The sequence below is a fragment of the Candidatus Schekmanbacteria bacterium RIFCSPLOWO2_02_FULL_38_14 genome, assembly GCA_001790855.1.
Taxonomy (GTDB): Bacteria; Schekmanbacteria; GWA2-38-11; order GWA2-38-11; family GWA2-38-11; genus 2-02-FULL-38-14-A.
This window is the reverse complement of record MGDH01000018.1, coordinates 37,439-62,855: the sequence shown is the minus strand read 5'-3', so window position 1 is coordinate 62,855 and position 25,417 is coordinate 37,439. Positions and strand designations below refer to the sequence as shown.

At 36.8% G+C, this 25,417-nt stretch carries 23 protein-coding genes; 5 read left to right on the top strand and 18 right to left on the bottom strand.

Features of this window, described 5'->3' with window-relative positions; genetic code table 11:
* Nucleotides 1–177: 177 nt before the first annotated feature.
* The 16 genes from A3H37_00665 to A3H37_00590 form a co-directional block, all read right to left on the bottom strand.
* Nucleotides 178–1,662 carry a cytochrome B6 gene (locus tag A3H37_00665; GenBank protein ID OGL50250.1) on the bottom strand — a complete coding sequence of 495 codons (1,485 nt, stop codon included), beginning with the start codon at nucleotides 1,660–1,662 and terminating at the stop codon, nucleotides 178–180.
* A gap of 158 nt (nucleotides 1,663–1,820) precedes the next feature.
* On the bottom strand, nucleotides 1,821–2,276 hold the full coding sequence (locus A3H37_00660; protein OGL50310.1) for a hypothetical protein: 456 nt from the start codon (nucleotides 2,274–2,276) through the stop codon (nucleotides 1,821–1,823).
* 170 nt (nucleotides 2,277–2,446) lie between these two features.
* Nucleotides 2,447–4,351: a hypothetical protein gene (locus A3H37_00655; protein ID OGL50249.1), complete on the bottom strand. Its 1,905-nt coding sequence runs from the start codon at nucleotides 4,349–4,351 to the stop codon at nucleotides 2,447–2,449.
* A 53-nt stretch (nucleotides 4,352–4,404) separates the two neighbouring features.
* Nucleotides 4,405–4,977 (bottom strand): hypothetical protein, encoded by a 573-nt coding sequence (locus A3H37_00650; GenBank protein OGL50248.1) that lies wholly within the window; start codon nucleotides 4,975–4,977, stop codon nucleotides 4,405–4,407.
* A 123-nt stretch (nucleotides 4,978–5,100) separates the two neighbouring features.
* Entirely contained in the window at nucleotides 5,101–6,270 is a 1,170-nt protein-coding gene (locus A3H37_00645; GenBank protein OGL50247.1) for a hypothetical protein, read from the bottom strand.
* 32 nt (nucleotides 6,271–6,302) lie between these two features.
* Nucleotides 6,303–7,529, bottom strand: coding sequence for a hypothetical protein (locus A3H37_00640; GenBank protein OGL50246.1), 1,227 nt, complete (start codon nucleotides 7,527–7,529; stop codon nucleotides 6,303–6,305).
* A gap of 5 nt (nucleotides 7,530–7,534) precedes the next feature.
* Nucleotides 7,535–7,795 (bottom strand): hypothetical protein, encoded by a 261-nt coding sequence (locus A3H37_00635; GenBank protein ID OGL50245.1) that lies wholly within the window; start codon nucleotides 7,793–7,795, stop codon nucleotides 7,535–7,537.
* Nucleotides 7,796–7,918: 123 nt separating this feature from the next.
* Nucleotides 7,919–9,139: a hypothetical protein gene (locus A3H37_00630; GenBank protein ID OGL50244.1), complete on the bottom strand. Its 1,221-nt coding sequence runs from the start codon at nucleotides 9,137–9,139 to the stop codon at nucleotides 7,919–7,921.
* A gap of 22 nt (nucleotides 9,140–9,161) precedes the next feature.
* On the bottom strand, nucleotides 9,162–10,496 hold the full coding sequence (locus tag A3H37_00625) for a hypothetical protein (protein ID OGL50243.1): 1,335 nt from the start codon (nucleotides 10,494–10,496) through the stop codon (nucleotides 9,162–9,164).
* Between the two features lies 1 nt (nucleotide 10,497).
* Nucleotides 10,498–11,184, bottom strand: a complete 687-nt coding sequence (locus tag A3H37_00620; protein OGL50242.1) for a hypothetical protein — start codon at nucleotides 11,182–11,184, stop codon at nucleotides 10,498–10,500.
* Between the two features lie 14 nt (nucleotides 11,185–11,198).
* Nucleotides 11,199–13,658 carry a hypothetical protein gene (locus A3H37_00615; GenBank protein OGL50241.1) on the bottom strand — a complete coding sequence of 820 codons (2,460 nt, stop codon included), beginning with the start codon at nucleotides 13,656–13,658 and terminating at the stop codon, nucleotides 11,199–11,201.
* Between the two features lie 42 nt (nucleotides 13,659–13,700).
* A complete protein-coding gene (locus A3H37_00610; protein ID OGL50240.1) occupies nucleotides 13,701–14,204 on the bottom strand; it encodes a hypothetical protein in 504 nt (167 codons plus the stop codon).
* A 171-nt stretch (nucleotides 14,205–14,375) separates the two neighbouring features.
* Nucleotides 14,376–15,035 (bottom strand): DNA-binding response regulator, encoded by a 660-nt coding sequence (locus A3H37_00605; GenBank protein ID OGL50239.1) that lies wholly within the window; start codon nucleotides 15,033–15,035, stop codon nucleotides 14,376–14,378.
* Nucleotides 15,007–16,464, bottom strand: a complete 1,458-nt coding sequence (locus tag A3H37_00600; GenBank protein ID OGL50238.1) for a hypothetical protein — start codon at nucleotides 16,462–16,464, stop codon at nucleotides 15,007–15,009. The genes A3H37_00605 and A3H37_00600 overlap by 29 nt, the downstream gene beginning before the upstream one ends.
* A gap of 7 nt (nucleotides 16,465–16,471) precedes the next feature.
* Nucleotides 16,472–17,401, bottom strand: coding sequence for a hypothetical protein (locus A3H37_00595; protein OGL50237.1), 930 nt, complete (start codon nucleotides 17,399–17,401; stop codon nucleotides 16,472–16,474).
* Between the two features lie 213 nt (nucleotides 17,402–17,614).
* The gene (locus tag A3H37_00590) at nucleotides 17,615–18,613 is read right to left on the bottom strand and encodes an alcohol dehydrogenase (GenBank protein ID OGL50236.1); all 999 of its coding nucleotides are present in this window, start codon (nucleotides 18,611–18,613) and stop codon (nucleotides 17,615–17,617) included.
* 376 nt (nucleotides 18,614–18,989) lie between these two features.
* On the opposite strand from A3H37_00590, the gene A3H37_00585 reads away from it, so the two are divergent.
* The 3 genes from A3H37_00585 to A3H37_00575 are packed head-to-tail and all read left to right on the top strand — an operon-like array spanning nucleotide 18,990 to nucleotide 21,017.
* A complete protein-coding gene (locus A3H37_00585) occupies nucleotides 18,990–19,982 on the top strand; it encodes a phosphate starvation-inducible protein PhoH (GenBank protein OGL50309.1) in 993 nt (330 codons plus the stop codon).
* Nucleotides 19,983–20,023: 41 nt separating this feature from the next.
* Entirely contained in the window at nucleotides 20,024–20,473 is a 450-nt protein-coding gene (locus tag A3H37_00580) for an rRNA maturation RNase YbeY (GenBank protein ID OGL50235.1), read from the top strand.
* A 52-nt stretch (nucleotides 20,474–20,525) separates the two neighbouring features.
* Complete coding sequence (locus A3H37_00575; GenBank protein ID OGL50234.1) at nucleotides 20,526–21,017, top strand: HIT family hydrolase; 492 nt, start codon at nucleotides 20,526–20,528, stop codon at nucleotides 21,015–21,017.
* Here the strand turns inward: A3H37_00575 and A3H37_00570 are convergent.
* Both A3H37_00570 and A3H37_00565 read right to left on the bottom strand, forming a co-directional pair.
* Complete coding sequence (locus A3H37_00570) at nucleotides 21,012–21,647, bottom strand: pyrimidine 5'-nucleotidase (protein OGL50308.1); 636 nt, start codon at nucleotides 21,645–21,647, stop codon at nucleotides 21,012–21,014. The genes A3H37_00575 and A3H37_00570 overlap by 6 nt on opposite strands.
* A 122-nt stretch (nucleotides 21,648–21,769) precedes the next feature.
* Nucleotides 21,770–22,351 (bottom strand): hypothetical protein, encoded by a 582-nt coding sequence (locus A3H37_00565; protein OGL50233.1) that lies wholly within the window; start codon nucleotides 22,349–22,351, stop codon nucleotides 21,770–21,772.
* Nucleotides 22,352–22,937: 586 nt separating this feature from the next.
* Between A3H37_00565 and A3H37_00560 the strand changes: the two genes are divergently transcribed.
* Together A3H37_00560 and A3H37_00555 are read left to right on the top strand one after the other, a co-directional pair.
* Entirely contained in the window at nucleotides 22,938–24,179 is a 1,242-nt protein-coding gene (locus tag A3H37_00560) for a hypothetical protein (protein OGL50232.1), read from the top strand.
* Nucleotides 24,176–25,417 carry a hypothetical protein gene (locus A3H37_00555; protein ID OGL50231.1) on the top strand — a complete coding sequence of 414 codons (1,242 nt, stop codon included), beginning with the start codon at nucleotides 24,176–24,178 and terminating at the stop codon, nucleotides 25,415–25,417. Before A3H37_00560 ends, A3H37_00555 begins: the two co-directional genes overlap by 4 nt.

Below are 25,417 nucleotides of genomic sequence, written 5' to 3'. Positions count from 1 at the left end.
GGCGAATCCAAAGCAATCCCTCTTTTCTCCCCCTTTACTTGCCTACCGGCAGGCAGGGAAAAGGGGGATATAGGGGGATTTGAGATTGCCACGCTCCCGGAGCCTGTCCCGAGCAATATCGAGGGAGTCGCTCGCAATGACAAAAAAGGGTTCTCTGACAGACTCCTATATATTTTTTTATCCTTTCCATGGGAAAACAAACTCCCAGTTAGGACCCCTGAATAATGTTCCAATAACAGTCAACACAATAAAACCAGTTACAAAGGAGGTAAATATCATCATGGCAGCTAACCTCCATGACTTAGTGCGGACCCCTATAATAATTGAGATAACTGCTGTAACTCCAATCAGAATTGTTCCAGGATTTATCAAATCCACAAGAATTGAAGGAGCATCAGGGTAGAAAACTCTAATCCCGTATTTCATATTAAGAAAAATCAAGACAGGAATACTTATTAATGTCAGGGTTGCTGTAATTAATGCTATTAAACGACCCTTCTTAGAGGAAAACCATATCCCCACATCTTCTGCTCTGTAATCTATATAAGGTATTGCCATCAGGAGCGCAAAAACAACAAGAAAAGGTGTAATTACACCTCCTATAAAGGCTGAATAAGATACAAGCTCCTGAAGTCCTAAGAAATACCATGGAGCCTTTGCTGGATTCGGAGGCTCTGAAGGATTTGCAAGCTCCTCAAGAGGTGCATTAAAAAATAAGGAAATAGCAATAAGCACTACTAAAACAACTATGGCGACAAGGAACTCTCTAAAGATCAAATGTGGCCATGACATTATCTCATTCTCGGGCTCCTGTTCTACAGGAATAGTAGCACCTTTTACAAGTTCCATTAAACCATAAGTCTTACTTGTTCCTTTTGGGGAAAGCCCTTCTTCCTGCAGCTCTTCAAACTTTTCTTCTTGTTTTAATTTTTCTGCAGGCTTTGATAACCCTCCATCCTTTCTTATCCGCCAGAAATGTATTCCTATTAAGACAGCAGCAACTGATGGCAGAACAACGCAGTGGAGAACGTAAAACCGCAAAAGAGCATTCTGCCCAACAATATTCCCACCTAACAGAAAATAGCGTAGTTTCTGCCCAATAATTGGTGCATAGCTGGCAATGCTTGTACCCACTGTAATTGCCCAGAAAGCAAGCTGGTCCCAGGGAAGAAGATAGCCTGTAAAACTTAAACCAAATGTCACTATTAAAAGTATAACTCCTAAGACCCAGTTAAATTCTCTTGGAGGTTTATAAGAAGCCGTATAGAAAACCCTGCACATATGTAAAAATACTGCAGCCACCATTCCATGAGCTGACCATCGGTGCAGGTTTCTCAAAAATATGCCAAAGGAGACAACAAATTGAAGCTCCTTCATATCATTGTAAGCCCTGTCAACTGAAGGGACATAATAGAACATTAAATATATCCCTGTTATTACAAGGACAAGAAATAGTATAAAAGAGATCAAACCAAGGCTTAAGGTATATGATGGTCTTAAAACATTTTTATGAACCTTTACAGGTTGAATATGAAGAAAAAGATTGGTATACATGACAAGGGATTGATTAAGCTCTGTATCAGGATAGCCATGTCTGAAAATTGATTTCCAGATTCTGTTTTGTGTAATTCTTTCAGTCCACTTGCTTAATATATTCCCCATATTATCCTATCATGTAGGGAACGACGTCTCTGTCGTCCCTCTTATTCTCTCCCACAATTTCCTGTGGGAAACCCCTTCTGGGGTTGAATGTTTTTCTTCTCCCCCTCAACCTGCCTTCTCCCCTATGGGGAGAAGGATAAAGGATGAGGAGAAATGTTTTATACCTTTAAATAATATCCGCTATCCACAACTTTCATAGTATCTATGAACAATTTACCATCCTCTCCAAGTGTTATCTCATACCAGTCAAGTGGTGTTGGAGCAGGTCCACCAATAATTCTGCCTTTCCCATCAAATATACTTCCATGGCAGGGGCACTCAAAATTCTTGTTTGTCTCTGACCATTTCACAATACAACGTAGATGAGTGCATACTGCAGAGATAGTTTGAAAAATTCCATTCTCTTTTTTAATTACAAAGATCTTTCTCTCAGGAAAAAAATTTACTGAACCATCAGCATAGTCTTCAGGCTTTCCAATTCTAAAAGAAGTTGGAGGCTCAAAAAGAACATTGGGGAGCAAGAAGCGAATGCTTGCACCGGCTGAGCCAGCCATAATAATGCCAAGAGATGACCATCCTGCTGCTAAAAAATATCTACGTGAAATTTCCTCTATTTTTTCGTCTTTAGACATTAGTTAACCTCAAAAAAGGGTTCAAGGGGTCTAGGTGTCAAGGGTTCAAGTGAAATAAAAATCAAATATCAAAATTCAAATACCAAAATTTTAATTTTTTATTTTTAAACTTTGATTTTCATTTGAACCCTCGAATCCTCGAACCCTTCTGCTTAAATCCTTTCACTATATTCAAAAAGCTCCATAGTAATAGCACCAGTAGGGCAGCGCTCAGCACATAGGCCGCATCTAATGCATTTCTCTTCATCCTTTATCATAGCCCTGTTTAAACCACTTTCACTTTTTAATTTTTCAAAAGAAATGCCATATCTTGCTTCAACTAACTTTTCAAGAACCTCATTCTCTTCTAACTCTTCAATTTTTGCCATTCTGTAGCAATATTCAGGACATATATCTACACACCCACCACACAGGATACATTTATTACCATTAAAGACTGTATTTATATTGCATCTGAGGCATCGCTTCCCTTCTTCTATTGCCTGTTCATCAGAAAAACCTAATTCTACCTCAGCAATGCCAATCCTTCTATTAAGTGGCAATGTAGGCATTTTCTGCCTTTTGATTCTCTCATATCCTTCATGCATCTTATGATCCTTAATCACTGCCATTCTTGCCCGAATCCTTTTCTTGCTCTCTCCTCTTAAATAAGAGTCAATTGACCTTGCAGCCTTCTGTCCATCTGCAATTGCTGCAATAACATTTCTTGGCCCAAAAGCTATATCTCCACCTGCATAAATTCCATCTGCTGTTGTTGCGAGGGTGTCAGGATTAACTTCTATCAAACCCTGGCGAGTTATTGAAATGCCATCCTCTTTCTTGAAAAAAGAGATATCTGCTGCCTGGCCAATAGCCAAAATAATTGAATCAGCCTCAATAAATTCTTCTGTCCCTTTGATAAAGGTTGGATTAAATCTATGCTCACTATCAAAAACCGACGAGCATCTAATGGTCTCAATGCCTGTAACCTTTCCATCTCTTCCTAAAATCCTTTTTGGCCCGAGTCTATTATGAAACACAATCCCCTCTGCGAATGCTTCTTCTGTCTCCCAAGCATGGGCAGGCATCTCTTCTCTTGATTCAAGGCAGACTAAATGCACATCCTTTGCCCCTTTTCTCAGAGCTAACCTTGCAACATCCATTGCAATGTGCATCTCCTTTTCTCTCTCCTCTTCACTCTCAACCAATTGCTGTAATGCCTTTCTTGCCTTTTCCAAAGCATCTTTCATCTCCTCAGGGCTTAAAGATTCAAGCTCTGTTCCTTTTCTGATAGCTGAACGAGCCACATCCATTGCCACATTTCCACCACCAATTACAATGACCCTCTTCCCAAGTTCAACCCTATAACCGAGGTTAATGTTTAAGAGAAAATCAACACCCTTTAAGACCCCGTCAAGATTAGCTCCTTCTATATTTAAATCCCTGCTTTTTGTGCATCCTGTAGCAATAAAAATTGCCTTATATTTTTGCCTCTTTAAATCCTCTAAATTCAACCCTTCACCCAAAGGAGTATTTGTCTTAAGCTCAACCCCAAGGTTTAATATGGAATCAACCTCTAATTTGATTATATCTCTTGGCAGGCGATAACCTGGCAGACCAAGATATAACATTCCACTAGCGACAGGTGATGCTTCAAAAACAGTAACCTGATAACCGAGCCTTGCTAAATCATTGGCTGCTGATAAACCTGCTGGTCCTGCGCCAATAACAGCTACCTTTTCCTCTCTTTTCTTTTCAAGAGGCAAGCCTAGCCAATGACCTAAACTCAAATTATGGTGGTCAGTGGCTGTTCTCTTAAGGGCGCATATTGCTATTGGCTCATCAATAGCACCACGCCTGCAGGCTGTTTCACATGGATGGTCACATATCCTTCCACAGACATAAACAAAGGGATTTGGCATTCTTGCAAAATCATAAGCCTTTTCATATTCCCTATCTGTAATTGCAGTAACATAGCTTCCAGCAGCAGTTTTAACTGGACAGGCATACTGGCAATTAATTACACGCTGGTAATATTCTAAATCTGGAATCTCTACTTTGTATTTCTTTTCATTCATAGAATTAAATTTTTTTGCTTTGAAAATGGCAGGTCAGGAGACCTGCCTCTACCCTACTTCTTACTCCCTCCTCCTACTTTACTTGTTCCAAGGCCCTTGTGATCCATCTTTGCAAAAAATTCTTTGAAATTAAATTTTTTATAAAAAGGGCTCTCTTCATTATGGCACTTAACACATACCTTTTCATCTGGAATTATCAAACCCTTCTTTATTGACTCATCTCTTTTCTGCATCACAAACCGGGGATAATAACCCTCTCCAGGACCATGGCACTCTTCACACTGAATACCATCTTCAATTTTAAACTTTTTATCAAATCTGCTTTTATCAACCCCATAGCCTGTCACATGACACTTATAGCATTTCTCACTCTTCTGAGGATCATCAATGCCCCGCTCCTTTGCCTTTGCTTTAGCTTTTTCACTTGCCAAAGTCTGGTATGCCTTTGAATGGGCACTTTTTTCCCATACCTGATGCTCAGTTCCACCAAGCTTTACATTTGCATGGCAGGTCTTGCATTTAAATACACCCATGTAATTATATTTTGTCTCTTCGCCTGGAACTTTACTAATTAAAATTAAAGAGAAAAATATAAACACAAAAACCAAGGCTGTTCTTTTTCTCATAATCTCCTCCTTTTATTTTTTATATTGTTAAAATAAGAACTTTATTCCTATTATTGCCTGATGTCTTTATCTTTATTAAACTTCTTTTATAAATCAAATTTTTAAAAAAATATTAAATCTTTTCTATTTAACACCTAATTTTTTACTATCCTTAGACATATCAATTGACATTTCCCCGTAGGTAGTGATTTCAGGTCTATACATATAAATCAGCGATGCTTCAACAAAAAATTCACCTTTTAAATTGCAGTCTAATGAAAAGAGAAACTCTCTTGAGCCTCCTGGGGGAATCCGGTTATCACTCAAGATACTATTTGCATTCAGAATAATATCGCTGTCAGTCAGGAGCTCTTTATTTTGCTCATCTGCCAAGGTTTTTTTAATAACTTTGGAGTCTTGACACAGTGTATTCCCTTTGGAATTTTTTACTGTTACTTTGAGAATCAACTCTCTTGTAGGGGTGCCTGTAGGTATTTTGTGTCCGGATTTGACATTTGTTACTTTAACTTTGGCAGAAATAGTTCCATCCCCCTTTTTAAGCTCTATAATTTCTACCTTTGCTACTTTACCAAGAAGTTCCACTGAATGACCTCCGGAGACATCATGCAAATTCATTCTAACCACACTCTTTTTTAGGTTCTGGTCAACGATGGAGCCTGGACCGTAAGGCATATGGCAGTTTTGACATTGGATTCCTTTTTTGGAATAAGGCCCTTCTTTCCACTCTGAGTAAGTACTTATGATGTTGACTCCGTTCTTTCCTTTAAGCTCATGGCAGCCGGCACAGAATTCAGATCTTCTAAAATAATTTGTTGCCTTGGTAATATGAACCGGAGATTCCATATTCTTATGCGGACCATATTTTGTCTTACTAGGTTCAACTTTATAAGGTTGATTAAAATTATCCAGGTCTATTCCAGAAACAGAATGACAGAAGTCACATGTAATACCCTCTTTGCTCACTTCATTTTTGAATCCAAAGTCTTTACTATAGTAAGCAATAGGGGCATGGCATCTAAGGCAAAACTCTTTTGCCTTCCCGTCAGTATCGAAAAAAGCCTGTTTATACGCATTCATAAAAATCGGGTCTTGATAAGAGAGGGAATGCATAGAATTCTTCCAATACTTGAAAATATCAACATGACATTTGCCACAGATATTGGATGAGATAAATTCTTGTCCTTTAAATTCAGAACTTAACTTTTCCAGCCAATCCTTGGAAAATCCATAAATTACATTAATATAAAGCAGGAGAAAAAAAATAAGGAAAATAAAATGTTTTTTATATTTCATTTTAATAACCTCCCTTTTTCACATAATATAACTTAAAGTGTTTTATTAGCCAGTTCTCTTAAATATTCCATCAAATCCACTATCTCATTTCCTTCAAACTTTGGCCATTTAAAGCCCATTTTTTTCATTTCTCCCAACATTGAAGGACCATGGTTCCACATAGCTTGCGCCATGGAAATTGGCGAAACCTGCCTGCGCCATTCCTTAAGGTCAGGACCTTTCAGACCGCCTTTGCCATTCACTGTATGACACTTTATGCAATATTTTTCTTTAAATACCTTTTCTCCTTTTTCTCTGTTTCCTTGCTCATCAAAATATTGGAGAGAAAAAAGATATGCGATTAAATCTGCCATCTCTTGAGGATTGAGCTCTGGCCTCTTCATTCCCTTTTCTTTCATCTCTTTCCACATTTCAGGAGAATGGTTCCACATAAGGCCTGCAACCTGAGTAATAGTCCTTGGGAAAGATTCTTTTTTTCTTAAATCCCTTCCAAGATTTGGTCCATCCTTTTTGCTACCTGTCTCGGTAGAATGGCAATGGCTGCAACCCTTTTTAGAAAACAGTATTTTACCGTCTTTTGAGTCACCTGGTGAAATAAAAATTTTATCTCCCGATTTACTGACACTCTTTACATAAACAATAATATCAACCATCTCGTTTTCACCAAATATTGGCCAGGTTATTCCTCTGTTCCTCATTTCCTCTTCCATCTGGGGTGCATGATTCCACATCATCTGCGCCCACAGAATTGGATTAGTATATGTTCCCCATTTTGTCAGCTCGGGCCCTACTCTGCCTCCTTTTCCATGAATTGCATGGCAATTAGTGCATTTTTTTGTGGCCAGCAACTCTTTTCCATTTTCCTTATTACCTGGCTCATCCATATATCTAATAAAGTAGAGAAATGCGAATATATCAGCCATTTCTTCCTGGCTTATGGCTTTAAAATCTATCCCTTTTGCTAACATTTTCTCCCACATTGCCGGAGCATGGTTCCACATGGCTGCTGTAAGCTCTGCTTCAGTCAAATGCTTAGAGGGTGTAATGCCAAGATTAGGACCGGCTGTACCTCCCTCTCCCCAAACAGAATGGCATTTGATGCACCCTTTGGTGAAAAAACTCTGCCACCCTTTTTTAGCATCTCCAGGCAAAAGGTATTTTTCTGTGCTGCAAACAACATTTATTCCTACGGTTAATAATGACCCTACTATCAAAAAAACTGAAAACATATAGATGGTAATTTTCTTTAGATTCTTCATAAACTCTACCTCATATCCTTCCTGCCTTCTCTCACGATGACCCAGAAAACTAATGTAACCAGAATAGTTAAAGTCAAAAATACAGGAATAACTATTGCTCCTATAACTATAGAATACATAAAAGCATCATTATTTTCCAATGCATTATAAATTCCATTGACAACAAAGGCAATTATGGATCCAACAAACAAGTAGAAAGCAAATAGCATCAGTAATTGAAAAATATTTACAGATTTATTTTTTATTACTTCTCTCTGCTGATTCAAAAGATTATTAACCTCCTTTGCTTTTGGATTCCTGCTCTTACCTGTCCCAGCCTGACCTGCCTGACGGCAGTCAGGCGGCAGACAGGTGCCGACAGGCAGGCAGAAATGACATTAAGCAGCCTGTTATTTTTTTAAAGACCTGAGATATTGCATAAGGTCTGCTACCTCGCCTTTTTTGAATTTGGGCCATTGGATTTTAAGCTCTGCCATTTTATTTTTCATCTTTGAGGCATGGTTCCACATCTCTGTAACAACTTCTATGGAAGAAGTAGTATTAGATAATTTTCTCAAATCAGGCCCTATCATTTGTTTTCCATCAAAAAAATGACATTTAATACACCCCTTCTCATTGAAAATTATAGACCCCTTTTTCATATCTCCTTTTTCATCAAAGTATCCAAGAAAATAGAGATATGCTATTATGTCTGCCATCTCTTTATCTGAAAAACTTGGAACCTCTATTCTCATCTCTATCATTTTTCTATACATATTAGGCCAGTGATTCCACATAATGCCTGCTACTTCATTTAGACTCCTGTGCAGCTCTTCTGCCTTTTTGCCAAGGTCTGGCCCTATGTTTCCACCTTCATTTGAAATGGCATGACAGTGTATGCATCCTTTTTTGTTAAAAAGTTGTTTCCCCTCTTTTGGATTTCCAGGCAACATAAAACCATATCCCTTCTTTTCCCCTCTTGCTTCTTTTCTAATATAAGCAGATAGGTCAGCCATCTCTTTATCATTAAACTGAGGTCTCTTAATCCCTAATTTCTTCATGGATGCCTCCATTTCAGAACCATGATTCCACATAGCTTGTGCCATGAAGATTGGTGAGTAGTCACGTTTAAACTTACTTAAACTTGGTCCTGGTTTGCCACCTTTTTTTTCTATGCCATGGCATTGCGCGCACCCTTTTACTGAAAATAAATTTTCTCCCTTTTTAGTATTGCCTGGCTCATCAAAATAATTTATATAATAAAGGTAGCCTATTAGACTTGCCATTTCCCCACTTAAAAACTTTGGCCAGTCAATCTTCTCCTCCTCCATTTTTTCACTCATAAACGGAAAATGGTTCCACATAATTCCTGCCATATCAAGCAATGTATCTTTAAAGGTGACTTTGCCTAGATCTGCCCCTATATTTCCTCCCTCTCCCTTAATGGCATGACACTTTACACAACCTTTAATCACAAATATCTTCGAGCCTTCCAGAGGGTTTTCAGGGAAAAGATTAGTATTCTTCTCAGAATGAATATTTAATGGCAGAAAAGAAAATATGATTAATATTAAAAAGAACACCTTGTAGTTCATTCGCCATTTTCTAAAGACTAATTTCAAAAATCCCATTTGAAACATCTCCTTATATTTTTCAAGTCTCAGACCCAGGGAGGTAAGTTTTAATCCTCTCCTGTACCTCAGCTACACCTTTTTCTCTCCCCTCTTTTATTTCCCAGATAGATACAATAGGGAAAAACTTAGTAAATATCATATATAGAAGAATGAACAATGAGAGAGAGCCTGCTGTTATAGCTGCCTCAACCCATGTTGGGTGATAAATGCCTCGCTCATAGGGGAGTCTGGGATTAACAAGGGTTGGAACAACTATTGTAAAACGTTCAAGCCACATACCAATGGTTACAGATATTGATGCTATTACACTACCTGTAATTGTTCTGGTCTTGCTGTTTGACAGGATAGAAAATGGTATTACAAAACAGGTTGCGACCATAGTCCAGAAATATAGGGCATATTCACCGCTGAATTTAGAGTACAAGACAGCTAAATGAACTGGTTCACTGCCGTAAAAGACAGTTATATATTCACAGAATGTAAAATAGAACCAGAGACAGCTCATTACCAGCAAAAGGAGACTCAGATTATTGAAATGTATATCCTTCAGATAATTATCAAGTTTATAAACTTTTCTAATAATTGCCATGGCGATGATAAGAGCAGCAATACCTGAAAATATCGCCCCTGCTACAAAATAAGGGCCAAAAATTGCGCTATGCCACATAGGTTGAATTGTCATTGCAAAAACAAAAGAGACCACTGTATGAACTGAAATTGCTATAGGTATTACTAATATTGCCATTATGGCTATGGCTTTTTCTAAAATTTGATGCTGCTTTTCTGTTCCTTTCCAGCCTAAAGCTAATACACTATATAGCCATTTTCTTTTGCCGGAAGTATCTCTTAAAATGGCTATATCCGGAATTAAAGGAAGATAAAGGTATATTGTACTTGCTGTTAGATAGGTTGAAATGCTAACAAAATCCCACAGGAGTGGTGACTGAAACCTGCCGTACAGTAGCATATTAAAAAGCCTATCAGGTCTTCCTAAATCAATCAGAATATTCCCAACTCCAAAGAAAAGAACAAGAACAGTTATTACTTCTGCAGACCTTGTAATTGCTCTTCTCCATTCAGCCTGAGCAATTCTCAGGATAGCTGATATTAAAGTGCCGGCATGGCTTATTCCTATGAAAAATACAAAATTAGTAATATAAACTCCCCAGAAGGTTGGTCTATTTAATCCGGTTACCCCCAGTCCTTTCTGGAATTGAGTAATATAGGCATAAATTGCTAACAGGACAAAGGACCCTAATATAACTACCGTCAGATAAAAACCCTTTCCTATTTTGAGGATTGGATCTAAGAGGATATGATCTTCATCTTTTACTTTAGCGTTCTTTAACTCCATCCTATTCCCCTTCCGAGAGATAAATAACCTTTGGTTCTGTTCCCAAATCTTCCAGAATTCTGAAAGCTCTGTTGGTTCTTGCCAGAATTGAGACTTTACTGTTGGGATTGCTTAAATCACCAAAATACATTGCCTTGCTTGGACATGTTTGGACACATGCTGGTATATATTCATCAGGAGAGAAATCTCTTCCTTCTGCTTTTGCTTTTTCTCTTGCCTTTACCAGCCTGTGATAGCAGAAACTGCATTTCTCAACAACACCTTTTGGCCTCACTGATACATCAGGATTAAGAAGGTTTTTCATCATTTCCGGCCATTCGGGTTTTTCCCAGTTAAAATACCGTACCGTATAAGGACATGCTGTGGTACAGTAACGACAGCCTATACACCTGGGGAATATCTGTCCAACTATTCCCTCTTCCTCGCTTTTATAAGTAGCCCTTACAGGACAAACCTTGATACATGGGGGTTCATCGCAATGGAAACAGGGTCTGGGTATAAGCTTGATTTTGGTGTTAGGATACTCCCCCTCTATATGAGATATTAGTTCTATCCAGTGGATTGCCCTACCCATCTGGGTCTCTTTTGGTCCTGCTATAGGAATGTTGTTTTCAGCCTGGCATGCAACTACGCAGGCTTGACAGGCTGTACATTTATCCAAATCTATAACCATTCCCCATTTTGCCATAAAATACCTCTTGATTAAGCCTTATAGATTTTTACCCGTGTGTAATCTTTGAAGAAGTTTCCAGTTAACGGATCTGAAAATTCTTCCAGGATAGAAACTGGATTCTTACCTATATCTTTAGCCCACCGTCCATTTGCTGAATGCCCTAACCCAAAAGGAATATTTACTACCTCAGGCATTGCACCTTCATATAAATGAGCATAAACAATTATTTTCCTTTTTATTGATTCTACAACAACCAAGTCTCCTTCAGATATAGCCATTTTCTTTGCAGTTTCTGGATTTATTTCAACCCATGTATTCCATTTAATTGGAACATTGACTGCCAGAATTCCTTGAAGCCATGGCTGATTCGTTACATTTAAACCTGAAAGCGACATAAGTTTATAGACGTTAAGATAAAAGGGATAACTCTTTCCATTTGTTTCTGCTTTTGCCTCATAATGGGGCATATATATTTTATCCTCTTTTCCTTTGTCTTTAGTCCCTCCTAACATTTTAAATATCTCTTTTCTTCTTTCATCCTTTGTTTTATCAACCTCATTCTTCAGGGTTTGAAAATAGAATTCAAATTTTCCTGATAAGGTATTAAAAATTCTGCTCCATTCATTAAAATAGTACATCGAATCCCACCAGCCGCCCTTTTCTAATACCTTTTTCCAGAACTCTTCAAAAGATGAATGCAAAGGAATACTCCATCCCCCTTTTTCAAGGAGGCGGACCCATGCTTCTTCAAATTTTGGTCCAAATATATTACCACTCTGATTTTCGTAAATTCCTTCAATGCTATAGGAAAGAAAATCTTTAAAATCATTCCAAGGTAAAGCCTGCGCCACCGGACCCCCTATCTCTTTTGAAACCTTCAGTAAAAAGTCACCAGTGTGCATGGTATCATTAATTTTGCTGACTACAGGTTGTCTTATTCCTAAAACAGGGTATCCGTTCAGGGTGTTTGTCTGGACATCTTCCCATTTTTCCAGATAGGTGTGATCTGGTAAGATTAAATCAGCCATTTCTGAAGTTTCATCAAGATAAGAGGAAAAACTTAAGATGAAAGGTATTTCTGCAAAGAATTTTTTCAAATTTTCTTTATCAGGATAAGTAAATAAAGGATTTGAGTTGTAAATAAAAATGGCATCTATTTTATAGGGATTGCCTGTTGCATTTGCTTCTATAATAAATTTAAAAGGGTTAAAAAAAACAGAAGATTGCTCCGGGTTACTTCCGTCGACCCTTGTCATTGACAAGCCTTTTTTTGAGATCTCATCAAGCTTAAAAGGAGGCAAGCTCTTAAGAGGGACATCCCTAGGTACTAAAACCCCTCCTTCAACATCAATATTCCCGCATAAAGCATTGAGGCAATGAATTGCTATCTGATCATATATTCCTATTTTATCACTTATGGCAATAGCAGGTTTATTTGTGGCAAATTCTCTGGCAAGCCTTATTATATTATTTGTTGAGACTCCTGTGATTTTGGAGACTACACCGGATGTATATTCATCAAGCACCATTCTTTTAAAACCTTGATGTAATGTGCCATTATCATCTTTGAAATCTTCAAAACCAAAACTGTCTTCATCTATAAAATCCTTGTCATAAAGGTCCTCTTTTATAATTATATAAGCGAGTCCCAGTGCAAGAGCGCCTAATGTGCCCGGGTTTGTTGGAATCCATTCGTCAGCTTTTGCGCCAGTGACTGAAAGCCTGGAGTCTATTTGGATAAGTTTGGCTCTTGAGCCTGTCCTTTCTCTCCTGAAATAGCCATATGCCTGGGAAATCTGTACAGGAGATGAAAAAGATTCCAAAAAATTAGAGCCGAAGGAAAGAATTAATTTAGTTTTTTCCAGATTATAGACTGGATTTTTTCTGATACCCTGAGTTGCAAAAAGACTGTCTGAGGGCCCCTGGTCATTACCATCCATTGAACCAGAAATATCAAAATAATTTGGGGAGCCGAATGATTCTAAAAATCTTTTGCTCAAACTTTTCATCAGACCACCACATTCGCCTGATAGAAAAGTTAGTTGGTGAGCTTTTCCATTTGTTCGAATCTCTTTTAGTTTTTCAACCACTAATTTAGCAGCCTCATCCCAGCTAATTTTTTTCCATTGATTTGCTCCCCTATTTCCTTTTCTTTTCAGAGGACTTTTTAATCTGTCTGGATTATAAAGGAGCTGTAACCCTGACTGTCCTTTAGGACAAAGGGTTCCCTGGTTTACAGGATGCAGTGGATTACCATCAATTTTTACAGCTCTTTCATTTATAAGTCTTACCTTAATTCCGCAACCTCCAGAGCATTGCCCACATGATGAAATCACCCATTTCTCTACTCCTTTAGGAACTACTACTTCTTCTTTTGCAGGAATTATAGTTACAATTTTTTTGTTTAAACTCTCTATCTTGGTGCAAGAAGAGAGTGCTACCCCTGCTGATGTTCCACCCAATGTCTTTAAAAATCTTCTTCTCTTCATAAATCTGTATAATCTTCCTAAATAATCTGTGTAATCATCTTTTTATTTATGACAATCAATACAATCAGCGCTTATCTTACTTTTCTTGGAACTCTTGTGGCAATCTATGCAATCATTCATTATCAAAATCTTTAAAGGCTTTGTTGGAGGCTTCACAGCATCTCCAATTGCGCCATGACAAACTTGACATTCTAAGTTTGCAAAAGCTACATGCCTTCTATGGGAGAAATATACATGCTGAGGAAGCCTATATATTCTTTTCCATTCTAAACTTATTCCCTTTTTTGCAAAATTCCTTATCTTCTCCTCTTCAGTGCTTTTTGTTATAGGACTCCCATGACAGTCGAGGCAGGTTTGAAGCTCTGGAAGTCCTGCAAAGCTTTCTTCTTTTATGTATATGTGGCAGGTTTCACATTCAATTCCCTGCTCAATATGTTTCTTGTGATTAAAATTGATTGGCTGTTGTAATTCTTCTGAGCTTTTCAAGCATGAAAATAATGAAGCTATAAAAACAAGAATAAAGAAAGTAGATAGGATTTTCCCCACAATTTATTCCTTATAAAAAGAAAAGTGAGATTTTTTATTTCATATTTATTACTTATAATATGAGAACCAGAAGATTTACAATCGGGGAAAACATTGATTTTTGTGTAGGGGAAAACCTTACAACATGATAAAGCAGGCTTGGTTTTTGAAAGAATAAGTTTTAAGAGTTTGTCAGGATTTTTTAAAAATACCTTTTCCCATTGCATACTGGACAAGCTGAGCCCTTGTGTTCAGGTTTAGCTTTTGCAAGATTCTTGTTCTGTGAGTCTCTACAGTTTTTATGCTTATAAACAGGGCTTCTGATATTTCCTTGTTGGTATGGCCGAGAACTATAAGTTTTAATACCTGCTGCTCCCGTTCACTTAAATGGTCATGCTGTCCATTTTTCTTTTTGGAAGGCGAGGAAATATTTAGATAATTATTAATAAGTTTTTTGGTTACAGCGGGGTGTAGTGCTATTTCGCCTCTATTAACAGCGCGTATAGCAGCCGTAAGTTCTGTATCTGCAGCCTTTTTTACAACATACCCTGAAGCGCCATGTCTCAGGAACTCATCCAGATATTTTTCATCATCATGCATGGTTAAAACCAGAATCTTTGTTTTAGGGCATTTTGCCTTGATTCGCTTTGCAGCTTCAAGACCTCCGATACCAGGCATAGATATATCCATTAAAACAATGTCTGGAAAGAGTTTTACAGCTTTATTTATTGCTTCCAACCCATCTGTTGCTTCGTCTAAAACTTCCATATCTGGTTGTGCGTTTAATAAAAGCTTTAATCCCGAGCGAAGAACAGCATGGTCATCAACTAAAAGTATTTTTATCTTTTTCATATGATAGTTTTTTATCAATTGGAACTGTAATATATATATTAGTTCCATTCCCCGGAGTTGATTCAATAGTAATATCTCCACTTATTAAGTTAATTCTTTCCTGCATTCCAAACAAACCAAGTTTTCCATCAATCTCTGAACTCATTACTTTTCTTACATCAAATCCTTTTCCGTTATCTTCAACGATTACTTTCAGTAAGTTACCTCTGTTTTCCAAAAGCAGGCACGCATTCCTTGCTTCTGAATGTTTTAAAATGTTGGCGAGTGCTTCCTGAACAACTCTATAGATGACTATCTCTATTTCAGTTGGAAGACGAAAAGAGTCAAAACCAATGGAATGATAATCCACTTTTATATTGAATTTCATGGAATAGTCTGCAACATATTTTTGTAAAGCAATATCCAGTCCTATATCATCCAGCACTGTAGGCCTTAATTGGATAGCAAGGTCGTGGACTTCTTCCAGTGTCTTTGATGTCAATTCCCGCAAATCATCAGACCGCTTGGTCACTTCATCCAGAGTTTTAGCTGACTTCAATATCTTTAATCCTATCATTAATGATGTGAGTGACTGACTGGTTTGGTCGTGCAATTCCCGGGCAATCCTTTTACGTTCTTCTTCCTGGGCATTAATAACCTTTTTTAAAAGCTGTGACGTCATTTCCTCTTTAAATTCTAATTCAGTTTTGAAGTTTTTCAATTTCTGAATCATATCGTTAAAAGCATTACTTAGCTTTCCTATTTCATCATCAGCCCATATTCTCGCTCTCTGTTCGAAATCACCTTTCCCAAGTGCATTTACAAAACTAACAAGATTAGTAATTGGCCTTGTTAATACTATGGTTAAGAGAGAGGCTGCGCCAATACTTAACAAGGAAACTATGGCTGTAACGATTAAAATCTGTAAAGTGATGGCATTAAGCTTATTCCGCAAATGTTTTTCATTCATCCCAACTCTTACAGTTCCAAGTTTTCCTCCAAAGAGAGGAACAGCTACGTCAGTTATAATTCCCTCTTCAGTATCCAACATCTCTACACGGAATTTACTGCCAGGAGATACCCTGTTAACTGCCAAGAGTTCCTTTGGAAAACCATTTTCAAAAGAATGGACTAAGATTTCATTTGAAGAGGACAAAATAAAAGCATACTCTACATTTTCATTATTTTCAAATATGTTTTTTATTAGCAGATTAAGAGCAAACTGGTTGGGAGTTAAGATAAAACCTGAACTTCTTGAAGTCATTTCTTTAGCAATAAAAATGCCACTTGTTTTCAATTCCTCTCTTAACTCTTTTTCAAAACTCTCTCTTATTTGGAAAATAATGGTTAATGCAAAAAGGAAAACAATCCCTAAAGCAATCCCCATAACTTTTATACGTATACTAACGGAGAGAACTCTTTCCCTTAGCCAAAGTATATTTTTTTTCACTTTCGTTTTAGTAACCTATCTCGTTTGCCATTTTTCTAATTGAATCGTATGCTTTATCCTTCTGTGCCACAAATCTGTCAATCATAAGCCTGCGGAGAATTAATTTACCTTCCTTATCCTCATGCATTGAGAGGAAAACATTTTTCAACATTGAGCGAGTTTCAGGATTAATTGCAGGATGAATAACTATTGGTGGTGAAGCCCAGAAAGGAGATTTATGAACTATCTTTGCATTAACTCTATAAGTCTTTTTATTTGCAACCATAAAGTCGTATACCAAACTATCTACAGCAGCTCCGTCTACAAGCCCTTGAGAAACAGCTTCAATGGAATTATCATGTCCATATGTAAAAATAGTCTTGCTGAAAAAAGTTTCAGGCGTTTTTCCATTCTTTTTTAGTAAGTATTTGGGATACAGATATCCAGAACTTGATAAAGGGTCAGCAAAAGCAAAACTTTTTCCTTCTAATTCCCAAAAACTTTTAATAGTGCTTTTTTCTGGCACTATAATATAAGATTGATATTTTGCCTTCCCATTCACTTGTGGAACCACTAATATTTCCATTCCAAAATCTTTTTTTCCTTGCAGATAAGCATAATCGCATACAAAGGCAACGTCACAATGCCTGTATCTGACTAAATTATTTATCTCAGCGTAATTACTGCCCTGAATAAAAACCGGCAACCTTCCAACTTTTTTGGAAATATATTCTATTAAGTCACTATAAACATTAAAACTTTCTTTTGGCGAGATTACAGGCGCTATTGCTATACGAAGCGGTTTTTTTTGAGGTTTAGCAGCAGGACTATTTTCTTCTGTTTCTTTAACATTAAGGCGAACTTTTTTATAAGTTTCTTCCTCTTTTTTACACCCGGAGAATATCAACCCCAAGATAAATGGAAACAGGATGATAAATAAAATGATTTTACGATTCATATATTGATAGTTTTAAACTTTTAGGTAAATTTCCTATATTTAAGGAGAGTATCTGTTAGCTACTTTTACTTTTTTAGTTAGAATTTTCTAATAATAATAATTAGGTATAAATTTCTGATATGAATCTTAATTTATAATAATGATATGTCAATATGTTATTGAATTAAAGATTTTGATATCATTTATAATTACAATATCTCAATAACTTTTGGGTTAAGGGATTTCCAACACTCCGGCGCCCTGAATTTTGCTGTACTTCAGGTGCTGGAGTGCTTGGTTTGCATCTTTTAGAGGAAATACCTCGACCTCAGTTTTAATTGGAATTTTTGCTGCAATTTTCAAAAGTTCTTCAGCATCCTGCCTTGTACTGTTTGCAACGCTTCTTATAGTTCTTTCATTATAGACCAGATTATAATCCATCTCAGGGATTGGAGACATATGTATTCCTGCAAGCGCAATAGTTCCGCCTTTCTGCAAATACCATAGAGCCTCAGTTACCAGTTCTCCTGCTGGAGCAAATATTATAGCGCTGTCAAAAAATGAAGGAGGTTTATCCTTTGCAGTTCCGACCCATGATGCCCCTAATTTTTCTGCAAGCCTCTGGTGTTCCCTGTTTCTTGTAAAAACATAAACTTCAATTCCATCAAAAACAGCCATCTGGATTACAATATGCGCTGAAGCGCCAAACCCATAAAGGGCAAGTCGCTCACCCTCTTTAATTTCGCTTAATCTAAATGCTCTATACCCTATTACTCCTGCACAGAGCAAAGGAGCTGCCTGAAGGTCAGAAAATCCCTGAGGGATATGGTAAGCAAACCTTTCATTCATGCTAATATACTGGGCAAAGCCTCCATTCACATTGTAGCCGGTAAAGCTGATATTGTCGCAGAGGTTTTCCTTTCCTTTTTTGCAAAAACTGCATTTTCCACATACAGAGTTTAACCACGGAATACCAACCCTGTCACCTTTTTTAAATCTTGAAATCCTTTCACCCATCCCTTCAACAACGCCAACTATCTGATGCCCTGGAATCAATGGAAGCTTTCTTGAGGGGAGTTCCCCCTCTATTATATGCAGGTCAGTATGGCATATCCCGCAGGCTTTAATATTAATAAGAACCTCATTCTCATTTGGCACAGGAACAGAAACTTCTGCTTCTACCAATGGGTTTTGCTCAATTGGACTGCAAGACTTTAAAACCATTGCTTTCATGTCAGTTGCTTCAAGGGGTTAATGTGGTTTGAATACTTAAATTTTTTTACCCTATGATTTTTTAATAATATTTACAAGGCAATCCAGTGTCAAGACCTAATGATTTTTGAAAGGAATCCTTTTAAAAATATCTGTTTCCTCGCCCGTCATTGCGAAGGGCTTTAGCCCTGAAGCAATCTGACCCAAAGGGTCATTTCACTAGAGCCGATTTATCGGCTCGTGGTAATCTCGTCTGGATTGCTTCGCTTCGCTCGCAATGACATTACTCCGCAATCCCGGTCAAAAAGGCACTTTTTCGGCAAACTGATAGAAATCTGTGTAATCCAAAGCTCCTAAATACCAATTGACAAACATTGAAAATCTCTGTAAATTAATAGTGGTTCAAGGAGGCAATCTAAGTAAAATAGTGGATTTTGAAAAGAAGATAAATTTTGGAGAAAGCACCAATCTAAAAGTTCTTTACGGAATTCTTGATGAGCATCTCAGATTTCTGGAAGATACCTATAAGATAAAAATATTTGCAAGAGGCAGGACTGTTTTACTAAGAGGAAAAGAGGAACCTGTCAATGGAGCATACAATACATTGAAAAAACTGCATAACCTTTCAGAAAAAGGTTTAGAAATCAACAAATCCAACATCAGGCACATTGCACACACCGCCACTGATAGCATTAAAGATGATTTAGACGATGTTTTTCTTGAAAAAATACATTTGGCATTAAGGAAATCTATCTCACCAAAAAGCAGCAACCAGAAAAGATACATAGACGCAATCAAAAATTATGATATAGTAATAGGAATAGGTCCTGCAGGAACAGGGAAAACCTATCTTGCAATGGCAATGGCTATTTCAGCTTTAATGAATAAAAAAGTAAACCGTCTGATTTTAGCAAGACCTGCAGTAGAGGCAGGAGAACGGCTCGGATTCCTGCCAGGGGATATGTATGAAAAAGTACACCCCTATCTGCGTCCTCTTTATGATGCCTTATATGAAATGATTGATAAAGAAAAAATAGAAAATCTGGTTGAGAGGGGTTCAATTGAGATTGCACCTCTGGCTTTTATGAGAGGCAGAACATTGAACGATTCATTTGTAATTCTTGATGAAGCTCAGAATACTACTTCTGAGCAGATGAAAATGTTTTTAACCAGGTTAGGGTCTAATTCAAAAGCAGTAATTACCGGAGATATTACACAAATTGATTTGCCAGAAGGAAAATCTTCTGGTTTGATTGAAACACAGAAAATCCTTTCTGATATAGAGGATATTAAATTCGTCTACTTTGATGAAAAAGACGTGGTACGGCACGATTTGATAAAAAAAATAATCAAGGCTTATGAAAACAACAAGAATGGAAAAGGACTTTAGGGTTTGATGGGCTGTTAAGAATAGGATTTTGAATTACCCAAATGAAAATTACCATCCAGAATATTTCCAAGACTGATCTTAAAATAGATACAAATAAACTAAAAAAACATTTAAATGATATTCTTGCCGAGCTTGGAGAAAAAAAGGCAAGCCTCAATATTGTTCTTGTAAATAATGAATATATCAAAGAATTAAATCTAAGATACCGCAAGATAAACCGTGCTACTGATATTTTGGCATTTACTGCAGACCAGGAAAAAGAGCTAAAGGAAGGCAATGAAAAAGAAATGGGAGATATAGCAATCTCTTTGGAAATGGCTAAACTTCAGTCAAAAATCTTTAAGAATTCACTTGAAAAAGAAGTAACGCTTCTGCTGACCCATGGGGTTCTTCACCTTTTAGGTTATGACCATCATAACAAGAAAGATGAAGAAAAAATGAACTCCCTCCAGAAAGAGCTTATGGAGAAATATTATAAACATAAAAATTAAAATTCTAAATCCAAATTAGAATTTAGAATTTTCAGAAAAAAGGAGACTGGTATTGGAGAACATATGGGCGCCGTGGAGAATGGATTATATCCTGAACAATAAAGAAAATGGATGCATTTTCTGCAACAAATCAAAAGAAAATAAAGATGAAAACAATCTGATTCTTCTGAGGAAAAACCTCTGTTTTGCAATCATGAATCTCTATCCATATAACAACGGTCATATTATGATTGCCCCATACAGACACTTTGGTAATGTTACTGAAGCAAATAAGGAAGAAAGCCTGGAGATATTTGAAACAATGCAAGTCTGCTTAAAGATTCTTGAAAAAACCTTTAAGCCTGATGGATTCAATGTCGGAATAAACCTTGGCAAAGTTGCAGGAGCCGGAATCAAAGACCATGTCCATCTCCATATAGTACCAAGATGGGAAGGCGACACTAACTTTATGCCTGTTCTTGCTGATGTAAGAGTCATTCCTGAACATATAAGCAAGACATATAAGACACTCAAAAAGATGTTTGAGGGATTAGAGAGCTTATAGCTTACAGCTAAAAAACTTTCCAATCTCGCTAATCTCTTTTATCACAAAATCAACAAAAGGCTTTTTCTCATATCCGTTGTTGCTGACAAAAACCGTTTTCATGCCAAGTTCTTTTGCCGGCTGTAAGTTTATTTCAATATCATCAGAATAAAGACACCTTTCCCCTTTTACCCCAAGCGTATTTAGAAGTTTTTCATATGTTACGGGGTGAGGTTTTGCCAGATAATCCATAGCAACAATATCAAATATACGAACAAAATTATCCGTGATTTCCAGTGTATTAAGAACATTTTCAGCATGAGCCTTAGAGGCATTTGTAAAAATAACTTTTTCTATGGAAATGCCTTTCAATACCTTATCAAGTTTTGTATCCTTTGAAAGAAGCTCTTTCATATTGATATTGTGTACATATTCAAGATAGTCTTCAGGAGCAATTTTATAGTTAATCATAAGTCCTCTGAGTGTTGTGCCGTATTCTTTATAATATCTAAGCCTCAGCGGATTAACCTCTTCTCTTGAAAACCCCATTTTTTCCTCAAGATAGCGATTTATCTTCTGGTCAACTTTCTTGAACACACCTGCTGATTCAGGATAAATAGTGTTATCAAGATCAATTATTAAGTATTTCAGATTCTGCATTTTAATTTACCTCTTTTACTTTTATGAAAAATCCCCCCTTACCCCCCTTTATCAAAGGGGGGCTGGAGGGATTTAATTTTTCATCCTTGACCCTTGACCCTAAGACCTTTTTACTATATCTTCTGCGCAATAATGCTTGCAACAGCAGTCTCGTTATTCAAAACACATTCCCTGTAAAAAATAATTCTCAAATCAAGAAAATACCTGAAAAGCTCATTTGGCTGCAATACATGGTCAGGGTTTTTGGGGTGGGGCTGGTATTTCAGGTTGTCTGTTGTAAAGGTCTGGCAGATTACCATCCCTCCTTTTTTTAATCCTTCCTTAATCTCCGGAAACAAGTCTCTCTGCAAATAATAAAAGCAGGAGATTAAATCATATTTCTCTTTTTCTATTCTATGCTCGTGTTTTTCAAGGTCAGCCCTTATAGCATTGATAGTAACATTGTTTTTTTGGGCAAGGGCTAATGCCTTTTTTATCCCCTCCTCTGAAAATTCAACACCGTCTACCTCATAACCCTTCTTTGTTAAATAAACTGCATTCCTCCCCTCGCCCATTGCAATATCAAGTGCTTTTCCTTTTGTAAGCCTTCCAATATGCTCAACAAGAAATTCCGCAGGCTCAATTCCTAACGCATATTCATCTTCACTATATTTTTCATTCCATGACTGCTTCTTCAATGTTAATGCCTTATATATTAGTCTCTGAAAAAACTACTCTTAGTCGTTGCGGGAAAAGTAGCAACGCGGCAAGCTCATAGCTCGCAATGATAACATAAAAAAGTTGTGATCCTCGAAGTAGTAGATGGAATAAACTACTGCTTGATTAAAAACAATAAAGGAGATGTACAAATGAAGTATATAGGAATTGACTTTCATAAGCAATATTTTACTACACTCACAATTTTTTGTCTTGACAAAAAAGAAAATTAATAATTTATAAAAAGCAATATGAAAAAGATTTATTTTTTAGTGATAATAATTTTTCTAGTTCTATATCTATTTGCATATTGTGTGGACTTTTTTCTGTGCGATGAATGTGGAAGCCCATATGGAATTGATATTAACTCCCATATCTGTTCTTTCTGTTTGAATTTAAGTTTTATCCCTTTATCTAATGGAATTGTCTTGTATTTGTTTATTTCATTAATTACGATTTACTACTGCATCTTCATCCCTTCAATTTCAATCAATCTACTTTACAGACCTCCAAAATTCTAAATTTCTATTCTATTTTTTAATTTCAAATAATTTCTTTTAATTTTTCGTAGCGAAAGGAATAGGTGTGAAAAATTTTTTAATCATTACCTTTGTTGTTTTAATTTCTCTTTTTAATTTCCTTCTTCATGCATTTGAAGAAAGCCATTTTTATCCCATTGAAGAAGTGATTGAAATAGCCATTAAAGAAAATCCTCAGCTAAAAGCCTTTAAAGCAGGAGTAGACGCAAGTCAGGGCGATTTAATTCAAGCCTCTCTATATCCAAATCCTGAAATAGAGGGAGAGGGTTTGCGAGGAAGGGCACTTGGAGGAGAAAGTAAGAGAGGAAAGGAGTACAACTTCACCTTAAGCCAGCCCTTTGAATGGCCTTTAAAAAGGTTTTATAGAAAAAAAGTTGCAGGAAAAGATGTAGATATAGCAACCCTTGAACTGGAAGAGTTCAAATTAGATTTGACCTCTCAAGTTAAAACATCTTTCTATGAAATTTTAAAACTTGAAAAAGAGCTTACTTTAACAAAAGAAAACCTTTCAGATTCAGAGAAAATTTTGACTTCTGTAAAGGTAAGGGTTGAGTCAGGTGAGGCACCAGAGTTTGAATTGATAAAAGCCCAAGTTGAAGTTCTGCGTGCTGAGAAAGAGTTAAAGAAAGCAGAGAATAAAATTATTATTGCAAAATCAAATTTAAATAGCCTCTTAGGAAAATTTCTTCCAGAAGGCTTTGATGTTTCAGGTGAACTAAAAGCACCTTATGAAATATATGAAATTAATCCACTTCTGAACATTGCATATAAAAAACAACCTTTGTTACTCCAGAAGGAGAGTGGCTTACAGAAACAGCAATATAATATTTCTTTTCAAAAGAATAACCGTTTTCCTGACATTTCCCTAAAAACTATTTTTGCAAGAGAAATAGATAAAAGGTCTTTTGGTTTTGGCTTCTCACTACCACTTCCTCTCTGGAATAGAAATCAGGGAGCAATAGCAAGAGCTTCTGCAGAGGAAAGAAAAGCACAAGAGGAATTAAATCAAATTAAAATTGAGCTTTCAAGGCTTATCACAGAAGAACTTAAAAACTATCAAATATCCTCTGAACAGATAGAAATCTTTGAAAAAGGGCTTCTCAAACAAGCGGAAGAGGCTTTGAGAATTGCAAAATTAAGATATGTGGAAGGGGAATCCGGTTTGATTGATTTCTTAGATGCCCAACGAGTTTACAGGCAGGTATCTTTTGAATATTACCAGACCCTCTTCGAGGGAAATTCAAGCAAAGCACGTTTGGAAAGACTTGCTGGAGGAGAGTTGAGATGAAAAAAAATCTGATTAATTTACTTTTAATGATTTTAATTTTACAAATTGGTGTTTTTACTTTCAACGCATGTTCTCCAAAAAAAGAGAACAAAGAAAATGTAACCAAGCAAGATACCAATCTAAATATAGTTCATTTTGATCCTTCCTCTATAAAAATAGCAGGGATAAAAGTTGAAGAGGTAACATTAAAAAAACTAAGCCTTTCTCATAATTTTCCTGGCAAAATAATGCCTGATGAAAACAGAGTTGCCCGTATAGGAAGCAGAATACCTGGAAGGGTTATTGAGATAAAAGTAAATCTTGGTGACGAGGTTAAAAAAGGTGAAGCCCTTGCCACAATAGACAGTCCTGAACTTGGAGAAGCAGAGTCAAATTTTCTAAAACTTGAAGCGAATTTGAGGGTAGCTGAAAAGGGGTATGAGCGTGCAAAAAGGCTTTTTGACGGTAAAGCAATCGGACTTGGTGAGTTTCAACGGAGAGAGGCAGAGTATTTAAATGTCAAAGCAGAGTTTCAAGCCTCTAAAGAGAAATTATACCTTTTTGGAATAAGTGATAAAGATATAGAAAGATTGACCTCAACCCACATAATCAATCCTCAAATGTCAATAAGATCTCCGTTTTCTGGAACAGTGGTTGAAAGGAACTTGACTTTAGGAGAAGTAATTGAGTCTTCAAGTCAGCTTTTTACTATTATAGATTTATCAAGATTATGGGTTATAGCTGATGTTCCTGAGAAGGATATATCATCAGTTGAAAAGGGGTTGGAAGCAAATATTAAAGTCTCAACTTATCCTAAAGAAGAGTTTAAAGGAAAAGTCACTTATATTAGTGATATTGTAGATGCTTCAACCCGTATGGCAAAAGTAAGGATTGAGATTGATAATCCCCCTGAATCCCCCCACACCCCCCTTTGGAAAAGGGGGGCTGAGGGGGATTTTAAAGGGGGGAATGGGGGGATTCTGAAACCCGAAATGTTTGCTGATGTACAGATTATAACTAAATCGTCCCCAGAGTTGTTGGTTGTGTCTGAAAAAGCAATTCAGATGGAGGATGGAAAGAAAATTATCTTTATTGCAAAGAGCAACAATACCTTTGAAAAAAGAGAAATAGAAGTAGGAGAAGAAATAAATGGTTTTTATCAAGTTCTAAAAGGGCTTAAAGCCGGAGATAGTGTGGTCACTGATGGAGCTTTTTATCTAAAATCAGAACTTCTCAAAGCGGAATTGGAGGAAGAATAA

Bases quoted from the DNA above. Each gene is read 5' to 3' on its own strand.
- A3H37_00645 (OGL50247.1), bottom strand. From the start codon at position 6,270: ATGAAATATAAAAAACATTTTATTTTCCTTATTTTTTTTCTCCTGCTT.
- A3H37_00665 (OGL50250.1), bottom strand. From the start codon at position 1,662: ATGGGGAATATATTAAGCAAGTGGACTGAAAGAATTACACAAAACAGA.
- A3H37_00605 (OGL50239.1), bottom strand. From the start codon at position 15,035: ATGAAAAAGATAAAAATACTTTTAGTTGATGACCATGCTGTTCTTCGC.
- A3H37_00595 (OGL50237.1), bottom strand. From the start codon at position 17,401: ATGAATCGTAAAATCATTTTATTTATCATCCTGTTTCCATTTATCTTG.
- A3H37_00615 (OGL50241.1), bottom strand. From the start codon at position 13,658: ATGAAGAGAAGAAGATTTTTAAAGACATTGGGTGGAACATCAGCAGGG.
- A3H37_00630 (OGL50244.1), bottom strand. From the start codon at position 9,139: ATGGGATTTTTGAAATTAGTCTTTAGAAAATGGCGAATGAACTACAAG.
- A3H37_00655 (OGL50249.1), bottom strand. From the start codon at position 4,351: ATGAATGAAAAGAAATACAAAGTAGAGATTCCAGATTTAGAATATTAC.
- A3H37_00620 (OGL50242.1), bottom strand. From the start codon at position 11,184: ATGGCAAAATGGGGAATGGTTATAGATTTGGATAAATGTACAGCCTGT.
- A3H37_00625 (OGL50243.1), bottom strand. From the start codon at position 10,496: ATGGAGTTAAAGAACGCTAAAGTAAAAGATGAAGATCATATCCTCTTA.
- A3H37_00650 (OGL50248.1), bottom strand. From the start codon at position 4,977: ATGAGAAAAAGAACAGCCTTGGTTTTTGTGTTTATATTTTTCTCTTTA.
- A3H37_00580 (OGL50235.1), top strand. From the start codon at position 20,024: ATGAAAATTACCATCCAGAATATTTCCAAGACTGATCTTAAAATAGAT.
- A3H37_00590 (OGL50236.1), bottom strand. From the start codon at position 18,613: ATGAAAGCAATGGTTTTAAAGTCTTGCAGTCCAATTGAGCAAAACCCA.
- A3H37_00555 (OGL50231.1), top strand. From the start codon at position 24,176: ATGAAAAAAAATCTGATTAATTTACTTTTAATGATTTTAATTTTACAA.
- A3H37_00640 (OGL50246.1), bottom strand. From the start codon at position 7,529: ATGAAGAATCTAAAGAAAATTACCATCTATATGTTTTCAGTTTTTTTG.